General features: G+C 76.3%; 1 protein-coding gene. It reads left to right on the top strand.

Going from position 1 to position 15,759, the window contains the following annotated elements; genetic code table 11:
* Positions 1–58: 58 nt before the first annotated feature.
* On the top strand, positions 59–15,745 hold the full coding sequence (locus IE248_RS22180) for a non-ribosomal peptide synthetase (protein ID WP_190031490.1): 15,687 nt from the start codon (positions 59–61) through the stop codon (positions 15,743–15,745).
* The last annotated feature ends 14 nt before the right edge of the window (positions 15,746–15,759 follow it).

Below are 15,759 nucleotides of genomic sequence, written 5' to 3'. Positions count from 1 at the left end.
GCCGACGCGATACCGACGCGATACCCGACGCGCGAACCAGGGAAGGGCTGATCGAACGATGTCTGACGCCGCCGAACCGGACGAGCCGGCATCCGCCCCCCACGGCCCCGGCGGCCCCGAAACGGACGTCACCGGGGGGCAGTCGGGGATCTGGCTGGCCCAGCGGATCGAGCCGGACAGTTCGGCCTACCACGTCACGTTCACCCTGGAGCTGCGCGGTGACGTCGACCTCGACCGCCTGGCCGCCGCCGTGCGGCAGGTGGTCGGGGAGGCGGACTGCCTGCACGTCCGGTTCACGGCCGAGGCCGACGGGCGGCCCCGTCAGAGCGTCCACAGGTTCCCGGTGGAGGTGCCCACGGTCGACCTGCGGGACGCGGCGGACCCGGAGTTCGCGGCCTGGGACTGGCTGGAGGCGGACCGTCAGCTGCCCATGGACCTCGCGCGGGGCCCGCTCTTCCACCACGCCCTGATCCGTCTCGCCGACGACCGGGTCCTGTGGTACCAGCGCTACCACCACATCGTCATCGACGGCCTGAGCGTCGGCCTGCTCTCGCGCCGGGCCGGGGAGGTCTACAGCGCCTCCGGACCGGTCGGTGAGGCCGGCTGGGCGCTCCCGCCGCTCGCCGGCTCCGAGGCCGCCTACCGGGCGTCCGGGCAGTACGCGGCGGACCGCGCCTACTGGCTGGAGCGGCTCGCCGGCCGTCCCGACCCGGTCCGCCTGGTCGAGCGCCGGCCCTCGGTGATCGCCCGCCGCGTGCGGTGCACCGACGAGTACACGGAGGCGGACACCGCACGGCTGCGGGACGCCGCCTCGGCCGCCGGGGTCCGCGTCTCGCGGCTGCTCGTCGCGGCCCTCGCGGGCTACCTGCACCGGGTCACCGGCGCCCGGGACCTCGTCCTCGGACTGCCCGTCACCACCCGGCTGGACCCGGCGGCGGCGGGGGTCCCCGGCATGGTGTCCAACATCCTCCCGCTGCGCCTGGCCGTTGGCCCGGGCACCACCGGGCGGGAGCTGCTGCGGGAGGTGACCGCGCGCATCGCGGAGGCCGTCGAGCACGGCCGCTACCGGGCCGAGGACCTGGCCAAGGACCTCGGTCTCGTCGAGGGCGTGGCGGAACTCGTCGGGCCGACGGTCAACGTGCTGCCCGGGACGGGCTGGCTGCGCTTCGGCGACCACCCGGGGGACCTGCGCCCCCAGTGGATGGGGCCGGTCAGCGACCTGGCCGTGACGGTCGGCGAATCCCAGCGCGGCGCCGTCCGCTTCCACTTCGACGCCGACGCGGACGTGATCGGCGACGAGGAGATCGGCGCCCACGCCCGGCGCCTGCGGATGGTCCTGGACGCCCTGATAGCCGACCCGGACCTGCCGGTCGGCCGGATCGAGCTCACCGCGGAACCCGAGCGGGAGCTCCTGCTGACCTCCCTCGGCGTCGCCCCGCACCCGGTCCCGCAGGTGTCCTGGCCGGCCGCCTTCGCACACCGCGCGCGGCTCGCGCCGGAGCGGACCGCCCTGGTCTGCGAGGACCGCGTGCTGTCCTACGGGGAGCTGAACGCCGCCGCCGACCGGCTGGCCCGGCTGCTGCGGGCGCGCGGGGTGGGCGCCGAGGACGTCGTCGCCGTGGCCGTCCCGCGCTCCCCCGAACTCGTCGTCTCCCTGCTCGCGGTGATGAAGGCGGGTGCGGCCTACCTGCCGCTGGACGCCGACCATCCCCGGGAGCGGATCGCCTACATGCTCGCCGACTCCGGCGCGCGGACGGTGATCACCACCCGGGAGGCCGCCGGGGGCCTGCCGGACGGACCGGCCGCCGGGCGGCTGGTCCTGGACGACCCGGCCGTCGCCGCCGCCCTCGCCGCGCAGGACGCCGCGGACCCCGGGGTGACGGTCCCCCTGGACGCGGCCGCGTACGTCATCTACACCTCGGGTTCCACCGGCCGCCCCAAGGGCGTGGTGGTCACCCACGACGGCATCGGCAGCCTGATCGCCACCGCCACCGAGCGGATCGGCGTCGACGAGGACAGCCGCGTCGTGCAGTTCGCCTCGGCCGGCTTCGACGTCACGGTGTGGGACCTGGTGATGTCGCTGTGCGTCGGCGGCCGGGTCGTCCTGGTCCCCGCCGAGCGGCGGGTCGCCGGAGCCGCCCTGACCGACTACGTCCGCGAGCACGGCGCGACCCACATGATCCTGCCCCCGTCCCTGGTGTCCGCCCTGCCGCCCGAGTGCGAACTCCCCGAGGGGGCGGTGCTCGTGGTCGGCACGGAGGCCGTTCCGGGCGAGCTGATCGCCCGCTGGGCCGGGCGGCTGCGCGTCGTCGTCGCGTACGGACTGACCGAGGCGACCGTCAACTCGACGCTGTGGAGCGCCGATCCGCGGCGCCCGGGACCGGCGCCGATCGGCCGCCCCGACCCCAACACCCGCGTGTACGTACTGGACTCGGCGCTGCGCCCCGTTCCGGTGGGCGTCGAGGGCGAGCTGTACGTGGCCGGGCGCGGCCTCGCCCGGGGCTACCTAGGCCGGGCGGCGCTGACCTCGGAGCGGTTCGTCGCCGATCCGTACGGGGCGCCGGGCTCCCGGATGTACCGCACGGGCGACCGGGTGCGCTGGGCCGCCGACGGGAACCTGGAGTTCCTGGGCCGTGCGGACGGACAGCTCAAGATCCGCGGCCACCGGATCGAACCCGGCGAGATCGAGAGCGCGTTCATGGCCTGCCCGGGCATCGCGCAGGCCGCCGTGCTCGTACGGGAGGACCAGCGCGGGGCCCGGCGGCTGGTGGCCTACCTCGTGACCGGCGCCGACGCGGGAACCGGCGAGGGCGGGGACGCCGACGCCGTGGTGAGCGCCGCCCGGGCGCGGGTGTCGGAGGTCCTGCCGGAGCACATGGCGCCCTCGGCCGTGGTGCGCCTGGACGGGCCGCTGCCGCTGACGCCCAACGGAAAGCTGGACACCCGCGCCCTGCCCGCGCCGCGGTGGACGGCGCTGACCGGTGGCGCGGCGCCGGCGACCCCGGCCGAGGCGCTGCTCACCGGCCTGTTCGCCGAGGTCCTCGGGCTGCCCTCGGTGGGCGTCCACGACAGCTTCTTCGAACTCGGCGGCGACAGCATCGTCGTGATCCAGCTGGTCGCGCGGGCCCGCGAGGCGGGGCTCGCGCTCAGCCCCCGCGAGGTCTTCCGGCTGCGCACGGTGGCGGCGCTCGCGCTCGCCGCCGGGAGCCGGGACCCGGAGCCCGGGGCGGCCGCCGCGCCGCCCGAGCCGTTCTCCCTCGTGGCGCTCACCCCGGCCGAGCGGGAGGCGTTCGCCGCCGAGGTCCCGGACCTGGTGGACGTCGTCCCGGCCACCCCGCTCCAGGAGGGCTTCTTCTTCCACGCCCAGATGGACGGGGCGGGGGCCGACGGGTACGCAGTGCAGGACACCGTCGAGCTCGCGGGCGAGGTGGACGCGGACGCGCTGCGGGTGTCCGTACAGCACCTCCTGGACCGCCATCCGCTGCTGCGGGCGGCCTTCGCGCAGCGCCCGGACGGGCCCGTCGTCCAGCTCATCGCCGCGCGGGTGGAACTCCCCTGGACCCGCGCCGACCTCTCGGGGCTGGACCCGGAGCGGCAGGCCGCCGCGGTGGCCGGGGCGGAGGCCGCCGAGCGGAGCCACGGCTTCGACCTCGGCCGCCCGCCGCTGCTGCGGGCCGCCCTGCTGAGACTGGGTCCGCAGCGGTCGCTGCTGGTCCTGACCCTGCACCACATCGTGGTCGACGGCTGGTCGGTGTCCCTGCTGATGCGGGAGCTGCTGGAGGGCTACCGGCCCGGCGAGGTGCTGCGGCGGCCGGAACCGGATCCCGGCTACCTGGCCTACGCGGGCTGGCTGGCCGGGCTCGACCGGGAGCGGGCCGCGGCCGCCTGGCGCGCGGCGCTGGCGGGCCGGGGCGCTCCAGCGGGGCTGCCCGTACGGCCGGTGGCGGCGGGCGGCGGCGGGAGCGGCCGGATCACCCTGGACCTCTCCGCCGGGGAGAGCGCCGCGCTCGCGGCGCGGGCCCGGGAGCTCGGACTGACCCTGGGCACGGTCGTCCAGGGCGGGTTCGGCCTGGTGCTCGGCGATGTGCTCGGCTCCCACGACCTGGTCCTCGGGGTCACGGTCTCGGGCCGGCAGGCTCCGGTCCCGGGCGTCGCGTCCCTGGTCGGCCTGCTGATCAACACCGTTCCGGCGCGGCTGGCCTGGCGCCCCGAGCAGCCCCTGGCGCAGGTGCTGGCCCGGTTCCAGGAGAGCCAGGCCGAGCTGATGGAGCACCAACACCTCGGCCTCGCCGACATCCGGCGGGCCGCGGGCGGCGGCGAGCTGTTCGACGCGCTCGTGGTGGTCGAGAACCTGCCGGACGGCGGTGGGCGCAGCGATCCCGCCGGTCTGATCCGGATCACCGGCTCCCGTGTCCGGGACGCCGTGCACTATCCGCTCGCGCTCACCGTGCTGCCGGGTGAACGGCTGCGCCTCCAGCTCGACCACGACCGGTCCCGGCTGGACGACCCGGCCGCGCGGCGGTTCCTGGACCGGCTGCGCGCGCTGCTCGGTCAGCTGGCCGCGGACCCGGCGGTGCCGGTCGCCCGGACCGGCCGGGGACCGGCCCAGGAGCTGCTCGCCGGGGCGCGGCGACCGCTGCCCGGCGCCAGCGTGTACGAGGCGTTCGCCGCGCGGGCCCGCCGGACCCCGGACGCGGTCGCGCTGCGCCACGGGGGCGACGGCACCCGCTACGCCGAACTGGCCGGGAGGGCAAAGCGGTTGGCGCACCGGCTCGCCGCCGAGGGGGCGGGTCCGGAGAGCGTGGTCGCGGTGATGGTGCCCCGCTCGGCGGCCGAGGTGGTCGCGCTGCTGGGGGTGCTCGGGGCGGGCGCCGTGTGCCTGCCGGTCGATCCCGGTCTGCCGCCCGAGCGGATCCGGTACGTGCTCGCCGACTCCGGGGCGCGGCTGCTGGTCACCACCGCGGACGCGCGGGCCGCGGCGACCGCCGCCGGGGGGCCGCGCACGGTGCTGCTGGCGCAGGACGGGACGGCGCAGGACGAGAAGGCGGCGGACGGGGCGGCGGCGGGGGCCTTCGCAGCGGCCCCGCGCGCGCTCCCGGCCGCCGAGCCGGACGGCGCCGCGTACCTCATGTACACCTCGGGCTCCACGGGCCGCCCCAAGGGCGTGGTGGTGAGCCATCGCGCCCTGGCATCCCAACTGGCATGGACGGCGGCCGAGTTCGGCTTCGGTCCGCAGGACCGGGTGCTGCACCAGTACGCGGCCGGGTTCGACCCGTCCCTCCAGGAGGTCCTCGTCCCGCTGCTGGCCGGCGGGACGGTGGTGATCGCGAAGCCGGACGGCCACCGCGACCCGGCGTACCTGACCGCGCTGATCCGCGCCGAGCGGGTCACCACCGTGGACCTGGTGCCCTCGCTGTACACCGCGCTGCTGGCGGAGGAGGACACCGCCTCCGGCGAGGCCGCGCCCTGGTGGTCCACGCTGCGCAGGGCCTTCAGCGGCGGCGAGGCGCTGCCGGTGCCGCTCGCGCGGCGCTGGCGGGAGCGGACCGGGGTGCCGCTGTTCAACGTGTACGGGCCGACCGAGGCGGTCATCCAGGTCACCGGCTGGGCGGCGGGGCCGGATCCGCTCCCCGGTTCCGGCGCGGCGGGCACGGTGCCGATCGGCCGCCCGGTGTGGAACACCCGGCTGTACGTGCTCGACCGGTACCTGCGCCCGGTGGCGGCGGGCGAGCCGGGCGAGCTGTACGTCGCGGGGGCCCAGCTGGCGCGCGGCTACCACGCGCGCCACGCCCTCACGGCGGAGCGTTTCGTCGCCGACCCGTTCGGCGGTCCCGGCGAGCGGATGTACCGCACCGGCGACCTCGTCCAGTTCAGTGCGGACGGTGTGCTGACCTATCTGGGGCGCACCGACCACCAGGTCAAGATCAGGGGTAACCGGGTGGAACTCGGGGAAGTCGAAGCACGTCTGCGCAGCGAGCCCGCCGTCGGGGAGGCGGTCGTCGTCGCCCGCGCCGACGAGCGGGGGGCCGACCGGCTGGTGGCCTACCTGGTGCCGGCCGACCCGGCCGCGGGCCTGGACCCGGAGGCCGTACGGGCCTCCCTGACCGCGTCGCTGCCCGCTCCGCTGGTGCCGAGCCACTTCGTGACGCTCGACGCGCTGCCTTTGACCACGGCGGGCAAGACCGACCTCGCCGCGCTGCCGGCGCCCTCGGCGCGGCCCCGGCCCCGGCCGTCCGGCGCGGGCTCACCCGTCTCACCCGTCTCACCCGAGGACCGCGAGCAGCGGCTCCGGGCGATCTTCGCGGAGGTGCTCGGTCTCGAAGAGGTCGGCGCCGACGAGGACTTCTTCGTACTCGGCGGGGACAGCATCCTGTCCATGTCCGTGGCCTCCCGGGCCCGCCGGGCGGGGCTGACGGTCACGCCCCGGGCCGTGTTCGAACTGCGCACACCGGCCGCGCTGGCGGCCTCCGGCGCGGCGGGCGGGGCCGCGGCGGGGGCGGCGGCCCCCGACCCCGACGGGGTGGGCGACCTTCCGCTGCTGCCCATCGTCCACCAGCTCCGCGAGGACGGCGGCCCGATCGGCCGCTTCAACCTGTCGATGCTGCTCCGGGCCCCGGCCGGGGCCGACGCCGGATCCCTGGGCCGGGTGCTCCAGGCGGTCCTGGACCACCACGACGGCCTGCGCCTGACGCTGTCCCGGATGGACCTCGGCCCGGCCGTCCCGGCGCTGTGGTCGGCCGCGATCCGCCCGCCGGGCGCGGTGGACGCGGCGGGGCTGCTGCGCCGCGCCGACGCCCGGGGGCTGGACGACAGCGCGCTGCGGTCCCTGATCGCCGAGGAGTCCGACGCCGCCGCCTCCCGGCTGGACCCCGACGCGGGGACCGTGGTGCAGGCGGTCTGGTTCGACGCGGGTACGGGATCGCCGGGCCGGCTGCTGCTCGCCGTCCACCACCTGGCCGTCGACGGGGTGTCCTGGCGGGTGCTGCTCGGCGATCTGGCCGCCGCCTGGGAGGCCGTGGCGCGGGGCGAGCGGCCCGCGCTGGAGCCCGTACCGACCTCACTGCGGCGCTTCGCCCGGGAGGTGGCCGAACAGGCGAGCTCGCCGCGCCGCCAGGCCGAACTCCCCTACTGGGCGGGGGTGCTGGCCCCCGGGGCGGAGCTGCTGCCCGGCGCGCCGCGGACCGGGACGGCGGGGTCGGCGCGGGAGCACCGGGTGAGCCTGGGTACGGCCGAGACCCGGGCGCTGCTGACCACCGTCCCGGCGGCCGCCCTGGCCGATGTCACCGAGGTGCTGCTGACGGCGCTGCGGCTCGCGGTCGCCCGGCGGGGCGGCGGCGGCCCGGACGGCGAACTCCTCGTCGACCTGGAGCGGCACGGCCGCGAGGGGTACGGCGAGGCCATGGACCTCTCCCGTACCGTCGGCTGGTTCACCGGCCTGCACCCCGTACGGCTGCCGGCCGCGGGCGAGCCGCTCGAACTGCTCGGGCGGGTGAAGGAGGCGGTGCGCTCGGCTCCGGACTCCGGCGCCGGGTACGGCATGCTGCGCTACCTCAACCCGCAGCTCGCTCCCGTCTTCGCCCGGCTGTCCGGCGCCCAGCTGCTGTTCAACTACTTCGGGCGGCTGCCCGCCGGGCAGGCCCGGGACTGGGCCCCCGCCGCCGAGGCCGACGCCCTGCGCATGGCACCGGACGCCGGGCTGGCCGTGCCGTACCCGCTCCAGGTCAACGCCGTCTGCGCGGACACCCCGGACGGCCCCGAGCTGCGCGCCACCTGGACGTGGCCGCAGGGCGAGGACGAGAACGAAGAGGGGCCCGGGGGCCGGGCGCTGACCGCCCGCGAGGTGGCCGCACTCGCCGACGCCTGGACGGCGGCCCTGCGCGAGCTGATCGCCCTCCTCGGGGACGGCGCGCCCGGTCCCCGGCGGCTCACGCCCGCGGACCTGCCGCTGGTACGCCTCAGCCAGGAGGAGATCGGGCTGGTCGAGCGGGTCAGCCCGGCGCCCGTCGCCGACATCTGGCCGCTGTCCCCCCTCCAGGAGGGCATCCACTTTCACGCCAGCTACGACTCCGCCGCGCTGGACGTCTACACCGCCCAGGACTGCTTCGACTTCGACCGCCGCCTCGACGCCGACCGGCTGCGCGCGGCCTGCGCGACGCTCCTCGCCCGGCACCCGGCGCTGCGCACCGGCATCACCGGCGACGGCCTGCCCGGCCCCGTACAGTTCGTCTGCCCGCCGGACGCGATACCGGCGCCGCTCACCGAGACCGACCTGACGGGCCTGGCCGAGGAGACCCGCGCGCAGCGGCTCGCCGAGATCGCCGGGGCGGACCGGCTGCTGCGGTTCGACCTGGCGGCGCCCCCGCTGTTCCGGCTCCGGCTGATCCGGCTGACCCCGGACACCGACCGGCTGATGCTCAGTCACCACCTGGTGGCCTGGGACGGCTGGTCGCAGTCCCTGTTCCTGGAGGAACTCCTCGCCCTGTACGAGGCGGCAGGCGACGCCCGCGGCATGGACACGCCCGGAAGCTACCGCGACTACCTGGCCTGGCTCGCCGCGCAGGACTTCGACGCGGCCCGGGAGACCTGGCGCGCCGCCCTGTCCGGGCTCGCGGAACCGACCCTGGTGGCCCGGGAGCAGGGCGGAGAGCCGACGATCCCGCGCCGCGGCTCCCTGGATCTCGGCCCGGAGCTGAGCGGGCGGCTGCGCCGGTGCGCCCGGGAGCAGGGGCTGACGGTCAACGCGGTGCTGTCCACGGCGTGGGCCCTGGTGCTGTCGGCCGCGGTGGGCCGCGACGACGTGGTGTTCGGCGCCACGGTGGCGGGCCGCCCGGCGGACGTGCCGGGCGCGGAGACGGCGATCGGCATGTTCCTCAACACCGTCCCGCTGCGGGTGCGGCTGCGGCCCGAGGAGACGGTCCTCGACCTGCTGCGCCGCGTGCAGTCGGAGCGGGTGGCCGTGATGGACCACGAGTACCTCGGGCTGGCGGAGCTCCAGCGGGCCGGCGGGCTCGGGGTGCTCTTCGACACGCTGTACGTGCTGCAGAACTTCGCCGACGAGGACGCCTTCCGGCGGCTCGCCGACCGGCACGGCATCGCCGGCGTGGACAGCGTGGACGCCACCCACTATCCGATGACCCTGATCGTCAACCCGGCCTCGACGGTCCGCGTGAAGCTGGAGTACCGGCCCGACCTGATCGACGACGCCCGGGCGACGGCCACCCTGGAGCGCTACCGGGCCCTGGTGGAACGGCTGGTCGACGGCCTCGGGGAGCGGGTCGCGGCGCTGGACCTGCTGCTGCCCGCCGAACGCGCCGAGCGGGCAGCCGCCCTGGAGGCGGGCGAGCGGCCGGTGCCGAACGAGACGGTCGCCGACATGCTGGCGGACCAGGTCGGCCGGACACCCGGCGCCGTCGCGCTGGTCTTCGGCGAACAGGCCCTGACGTACGCGGAGCTGGACGCGCGGATCAACCGGCTGGCCCGGCTGCTGCTGGCCCGGGGCGCGGGGCCGGAGCGGGTCGTCGCCCTGGCGCTGCCGCGCTCCATCGAGATGGTGGTGGCCCTCTTCGCGGTGCTGCGCACGGGCGCCGCGTACCTCCCGCTCGATCTCGACCACCCGGTGGACCGGCTGCGCCTGATGATCGAGGACACCGGGCCGCTGTGCCTGGTGTCCACGGCGGCGGTCGCGCCGGCGCTGCGCGCTCCGGCGGGGCCGCTCGCTCCCGAACTCCTCCTGGACGGGCCGGAGGCCGTCGCCGCCCTCGCGGCGCTCCCGGGCGGGGCGGTGACCGACGCCGAGCGGCCCGCGTTCGCGCGCACCGTGGCGGACCGGCTGGAGCACCCGGCGTACGTGATCTACACCTCCGGTTCGACGGGCCGGCCCAAGGGCGTCGTCACCCCGTACCGGGGGCTGACGAACATGCAGCTCAACCACCAGGTGGAGATCTTCGATCCGGCGATCGCCTCGGCGGGCGGCAGGCGGCTGCGGATCGCGCACACCGTCTCCTTCGCCTTCGACATGTCGTGGGAGGAGCTGCTCTGGCTCGTCGAGGGCCATGAGGTGCACGTGTGCGACGAGGAACTGCGGCGCGACGCCGCCGCCCTGGTCGCCTACTGCGACCGGCACCGGGTCGACGTGGTCAACGTGACCCCGACCTACGCCCAACTGCTCATCGAGGAAGGCCTGCTGGAGCGCGACGAGGCCGCGGGGCGGCACCGTCCGGCCCTGGTGCTGCTCGGCGGTGAGGCCGTGTCCGATGCCGTGTGGAGCCGGCTGGCCCGCACGCGGGACACGTACGGCTACAACCTGTACGGCCCGACCGAGTACACGATCAACACGCTCGGCGGCTCGACCGCCGACAGCGCCACCCCGACGGTGGGCCGGCCGATCCGCGGCACCCGCGCGCACGTGCTCGACGCGATGCTGCGGCCCGTCCCGCCGGGCTGCCCGGGCGAGCTGTACATCTCCGGTACGGGGCTGGCGCGCGGCTACCACGAGCGGCCGGGCATGACGGCGGACCGGTTCGTGGCCGATCCCTTCGGGGCGCCGGGCGGGCGGATGTACCGGACCGGCGACCTCGTGCGGCGGCGCCCGGACGGACTGATCGACTTCCTGGGCCGGACGGACGACCAGGTCAAGATCCGCGGCTACCGGGTGGAGCTGGGCGAGATCGGGGCGGCGCTGTCCGATCACCCCCGGATCGCTCACGCGGCGGTCGTCGTAAGCGAACACGCGGGGAACAAGAGGCTGGTGGGGTACGTGGTGCCCGAGCCGGGAGCCGGGGGCGACGAGGCCCTGCTCACGGCGGTGCGCGAGCACCTGAAGTCCGTCCTGCCCGGCTATATGGTCCCGGCGGCGCTGGTGACCGTGGAGACGCTGCCGCTGACCGTGAACGGGAAGCTCGACGTCCAGGCCCTGCCCGCGCCGGATCCCGTCGGCTCCGGCACCCGCCGGCCGCCCCGGACGCCTCGGGAGGAGACGCTGTGCGCCCTGTTCGCACAGGTGCTCGGGCTGCCGCCGGGCGGGGTCGGGATCGACGATTCCTTCTTCGACCTGGGCGGCCACTCCCTGCTGGCCACCCGCCTGGTCAGCCGGGCACGGACCGCGCTGTCGGCGGAGCTCGCGATCCGGGACCTGTTCGAGGCGCCGACGGTCGCCGAACTGGCCGAGCGCACCGGGCGGAAGGAGGACGCCGGGCGGCCCGCGCTGACCGCCGGTGAGCGGCCCGGGGAGCTGCCGCTGTCCCACGCCCAGCAGCGGCTGTGGGTCATCCAGCAGATCGAATCGGCCTCGGCCGCTTACAACTTCCCGCTCGTGATGCGGCTGCGCGGCCCCCTGGACATCGCAGCCTGGCGGGCCGCGCTCGCGGATGTGACGGACCGCCACGAGGCTTTGCGTACGGTGTTCCCGACCCGCGAGGGGCAGGTGTTCCAGCGGATCCTGCCCGCCTCCGAGGCCCGGCCGGTCGTGGAGGTGGCCCGCGCCGCCGAGGAGGAACTGCCCGCCCTGATCGACGCCGCCGTGCGCCGTCCCTTCGACCTCTCCGCCGAACTCCCGCTCCGCGCCTCGGTCTTCGCGGTGGGCCCCGAGGACCACGTGGTGGTCCTGCTGCTGCACCACATCACCACCGACGAGTGGTCGGACCGCCCCTTCCTCGGCGATCTGGCCACCGCCTATGCCGCCCGGCTCGCGGGCGGGCGGCCGCACTTCGAGCCGCTGCCCGTGCAGTACGCGGACTACGCGCTGTGGCAGCGCCGCCTGCTCGGTGACGCCGACGACGAGGGGAGCCTCGCCGCCCGGCAACTGGCGTACTGGCAGGGCGCGCTGGAAGGGGCACCGGAGGAGACCGAGCTGCCGGCCGACCGGCCCAGGCCCGCCCGGCCCGCCTTCACGGGCGGCGAGCTGGACATCGCGTTCGACCCCGGGACCCACCGTGGGCTCAGGCGGCTGGCCCGGGAGCACAACGCCAGCATGTTCATGGTGGTGCACGCGGCCGTCGCCGCGCTGCTGCACCGGATGGGCGCCGGCAGCGACATCCCGGTCGGCTCGCCCATCGCGGGGCGGGGCGACGAGGCGCTCGACGACCTGGTGGGCTTCTTCGTCAACACGCTGGTGCTCCGCACCGACCTCGGCGGGGACCCCGGCTTCGGCGAGCTGCTGTCGCGGGTGCGCGACACCGCACTGGCGGCGTTCTCGCACGCCGACGTGCCGTTCGAAGCGGTGGTGGAGCGGCTGAACCCGACCCGCTCGCTGGCCCGCAACCCGCTGTTCCAGGTGATGGTGGGCTACCACCACCGCACCGGCGAGGAACCGGCCCTGCCCGGGCTGGCCGTGGAGTACGTGCCGTTCAGGATCAGCTCCGCCAAGTTCGACCTGGTGTTCAGCTTCACCGAGCACACGGGCGCCGCTGCCGCTGACCATGCCGGTGCGCTCGGCTGCCGGCTGGAGTTCGCCACCGAGCTGTTCGACCGGGAGAGCGCCGAGCTGCTCGGCGAACGGCTGCGGCGGCTGGTCACGGCGGCGGCCACCGATCCGGCTCTGCCGGTGTCCCGGCTGGAGATCATGGACGCCGGGGAGCGCGCGCTGGTCCTGGAGGGGTTCAACGCCACGGACCGGGCCGTCGAGGAGGACTCCCTGCCCGGGCTGTTCGCGCGGCGGCTCGCGGAGCGGCCCGGCGCCCCCGCCGTCGTGGACCGGTCCGTGACGCTCAGCTACGCCGGGCTCGACGCCCGGTCCAACCGGATCGCCCGGCTGCTGGCCCGGCACGGGGTCGGCGCCGAGAGCGTGGTCGGCGTGGCCGTGCCCCGCTCCGCCGACATGGTCGCCACGGTGCTCGCCGCCCTCAAGCTCGGCGCCGCGTTCCTGCCGCTCGACCTCGCCCATCCCGCCGACCGGCTGGCCTACATGGTCCGGGACTCGCGTGCCGTGCTGGTCGTCGCGACCGAGTCCGTCGCCGGGAAGATCCCCGCGGCCCCGGGGGTCGCGGTGGTCCTGCTCGACTCTCCCGGGGCCGCGGCCGAACTCGACGGGCTGCCCCCGACCCCGGTGGAGGGACCTCCCGTACCGCTGGACGGCGCCGCGTACGTGATCTACACCTCGGGTTCCACCGGCCGCCCCAAGGGCGTGGCCGTCCCGCACGAGGGCATCGCCAGCCTGGTCGCCACCGCGGTGGACCGGATGGGGCTGCGCCCCGACAGCCGGGTGCTCCAGTTCGCCTCGATCGGCTTCGACGTCGCCGTGTTCGAGCTGGCGATGGCCCTGTGCCACGGCGGCCGGCTGGTGCTCGTCCCCGACGAGGCGCGGGTCGCGGGGCCCGCGCTCACCGATTTCCTCGCGGAACAGGGGATCACCCACATGATCCTGCCTCCCTCCCTGGTGTCCGCGCTGCCCGCCGGCTGCGAACTGCCCGACGGGTCGACGATCCTGGTGGGCACCGAGACCGTGCCGCCGGACCTCTTCGCGCGCTGGGACCGGGTCAACCTCATCGCCGCCTACGGGCTGACCGAGGCCACCGTGAACTCCACGCTGTGGCCGGCGCGGGAGGCCGGCGGACGGCCCGGCGGGCGCGTGCCGATCGGCCGCCCCGACCCCAACACCCGCTGCCACGTGCTCGACGCGACCCTCTCGCCGGTCCCCCCGGGCGTGGCGGGCGAGCTGTACGTGGCCGGGCGCGGGCTGGCCCGCGGCTACCTCGGCCGGCCCGGGCTGACCGCCGAGCGGTTCGTCGCCGACCCGTTCGGTCCGCCCGGTGGCCGGATGTACCGCACCGGGGACCGGGCCCGGTGGCGGCGCGACGGCAACCTGGACTTCCTGGGCCGGGTCGACAACCAGGTGAAGATCCGCGGCTTCCGCATCGAGCTCGGCGAGATCGAGGCCGCCCTCGCCGCGCACCCCGATGTGGCCCAGGCGGCCGTACTGGCCGACCGGGACGGGGACATCGTGCGCCTGGTGGGGTACGCCGTGCCGGAGCGCGGCGAGCTCGACGCGCGGGCGCTGCGGGCGCACACGGCCGGCCTGCTCCCCGAGTACATGGTGCCGGCCCTCGTGGTACCGCTGGACGGCCCGCTTCCGCTGACGCCCAACGGGAAGCTCGACCGCAAGGCGCTGCCCGCGCCGGACTGGTCGGGGATGACCGGTGACGCCCGCCCCGCCGATGCCACCCAGGCCCGGCTGGCGGGGCTGTTCGGCGGGATCCTCAAGCTGGCGGAGGTGGGCGTCCACGACAACTTCTTCGCGCTGGGCGGCCATTCGATGGCGGCCATGCGGCTGCTGGGCCTGATCCGGGCCGAGTTCGGGGTCGAGCTGAGCATCCGCGACGTCTTCGACGCCCTGACGGTGAGCGGGATCGCCGAGCGGCTGGGCGGCGCCAGGACGGCCCGGCCGCCGCTGCGCGCGGGCGGCGGGGACGGGAGCGGGGGCGGAGAGGGTGCCCGGGAGGCGCCGGCCGCGCCGGTGCAGGGCGCCCAGTGGCGGGCGTACCGGCAGCGGCCCGGCTTCGACAGCGCGCTCGCGCTGCGCTCGGCGGGCGCGCTGGACCCCGGCACGCTGGCCGCGGCGCTGGGCGACGTGGTGGAGCGGCACGCCCCGCTGCGGACCTCCTTCGTGGAGCACGGGGACGGCGGGCTCCAGCTGCGGCCCGCCGCACGGCCGCCCGTGCTGACCGTCGAGCACTGCGGCGATCTCGACGCCCGGCTGGCCGAACTCGCCGCGCAGGCCCCGGACCTGACGGTCGAGGCCCCGCTGCGGGCCCGGCTGCTGAGGGCCCCGGACGGGACCGAGGCCCTGCTCCTGGCCTCGCACTACCTGGCCGTCGACGAGTGGTCGGTGGTGCCGCTGTTCCGGGACCTGACCCGGGCGTACGAGGCCCGGGCGGCGGGCCGGGCGGCCGACTGGGAGCCGCTGGCGGTCACGTACGCCGACTACGCGCACTGGGCGCGGGAGGTGCTCGGGGACCTCGCCGACCCCGACGGCGTCGGCGGGCGGCAGCTCGCCTACTGGCGCGAGGCGCTGCGGGACGCGCCCCGGGCCCTGGCCCTGCCGACGGACCGGCCGCGCCCGGCGGGTGCCGGCCCGTCGGGGTACACCGCCGGCCGGGTGCCCTTCGTCCTCGACGCGCCCCTGCACGCCGCGGTGGACGCGCTGGCCCGGGAGACCGGGACCAGCATGTTCATGGTGCTGCACGCGGCGCTGGCGGCCCTGCTCACCGCGCACGGCGCGGGCACCGACCTGCCGATCGCGACCATGGTCGCGGGCCGGCCGGACGAGCGGCTCGCCCCGCTGGTGGGCTGCTTCCTGAACACGGTGGTGCTGCGCACCGACACCGGGGGCGACCCGTCCTTCGGGGAGCTGCTGGCGCGGGTGCGGGAGACGACACTGAGCGCGCTGGACCGCCAGGAGGTGCCGTACGACGAGGTGGCCCGCGCGGCCGGGCTGGCACCCGGGGGGCCGCAGGTGACGGTGGTGCACCACGAGCAGGCGGACTTGGGCGAACTGGAGGGCGGCATGGGCTCCTTCCACGCCGTACCGGCCGCCCGCACGGCGGCGGAGCTGACCCTCAGCTTCTACGAGCCGCGCGACGACGGCCCGGTGCACGGCGAGCTGATCCACGCGACCGAGCTCCTCGGCACGGCCAAGGCCCGGCGGCTCGCCGGGGAACTCCACACGCTGATCGGACAGGTGACCGCCGACCCGCGCCGGCCGCTCTCGGAGCTGTTCGCGCTCATGTGCACGAGCACCGGGGAGGCGTGAACCGGTGAGGCGTT

The organism is Streptomyces goshikiensis (assembly GCF_014650555.1).
In the GTDB taxonomy this organism is placed as follows: domain Bacteria; phylum Actinomycetota; class Actinomycetes; order Streptomycetales; family Streptomycetaceae; genus Streptomyces; species Streptomyces goshikiensis.
The sequence above is the reverse complement of the archived record's forward strand: the minus strand, read 5'-3'. Positions and strand labels throughout refer to the sequence as shown.

Bases quoted from the DNA above. Each gene is read 5' to 3' on its own strand.
- IE248_RS22180 (WP_190031490.1), top strand. From the start codon at position 59: ATGTCTGACGCCGCCGAACCGGACGAGCCGGCATCCGCCCCCCACGGC.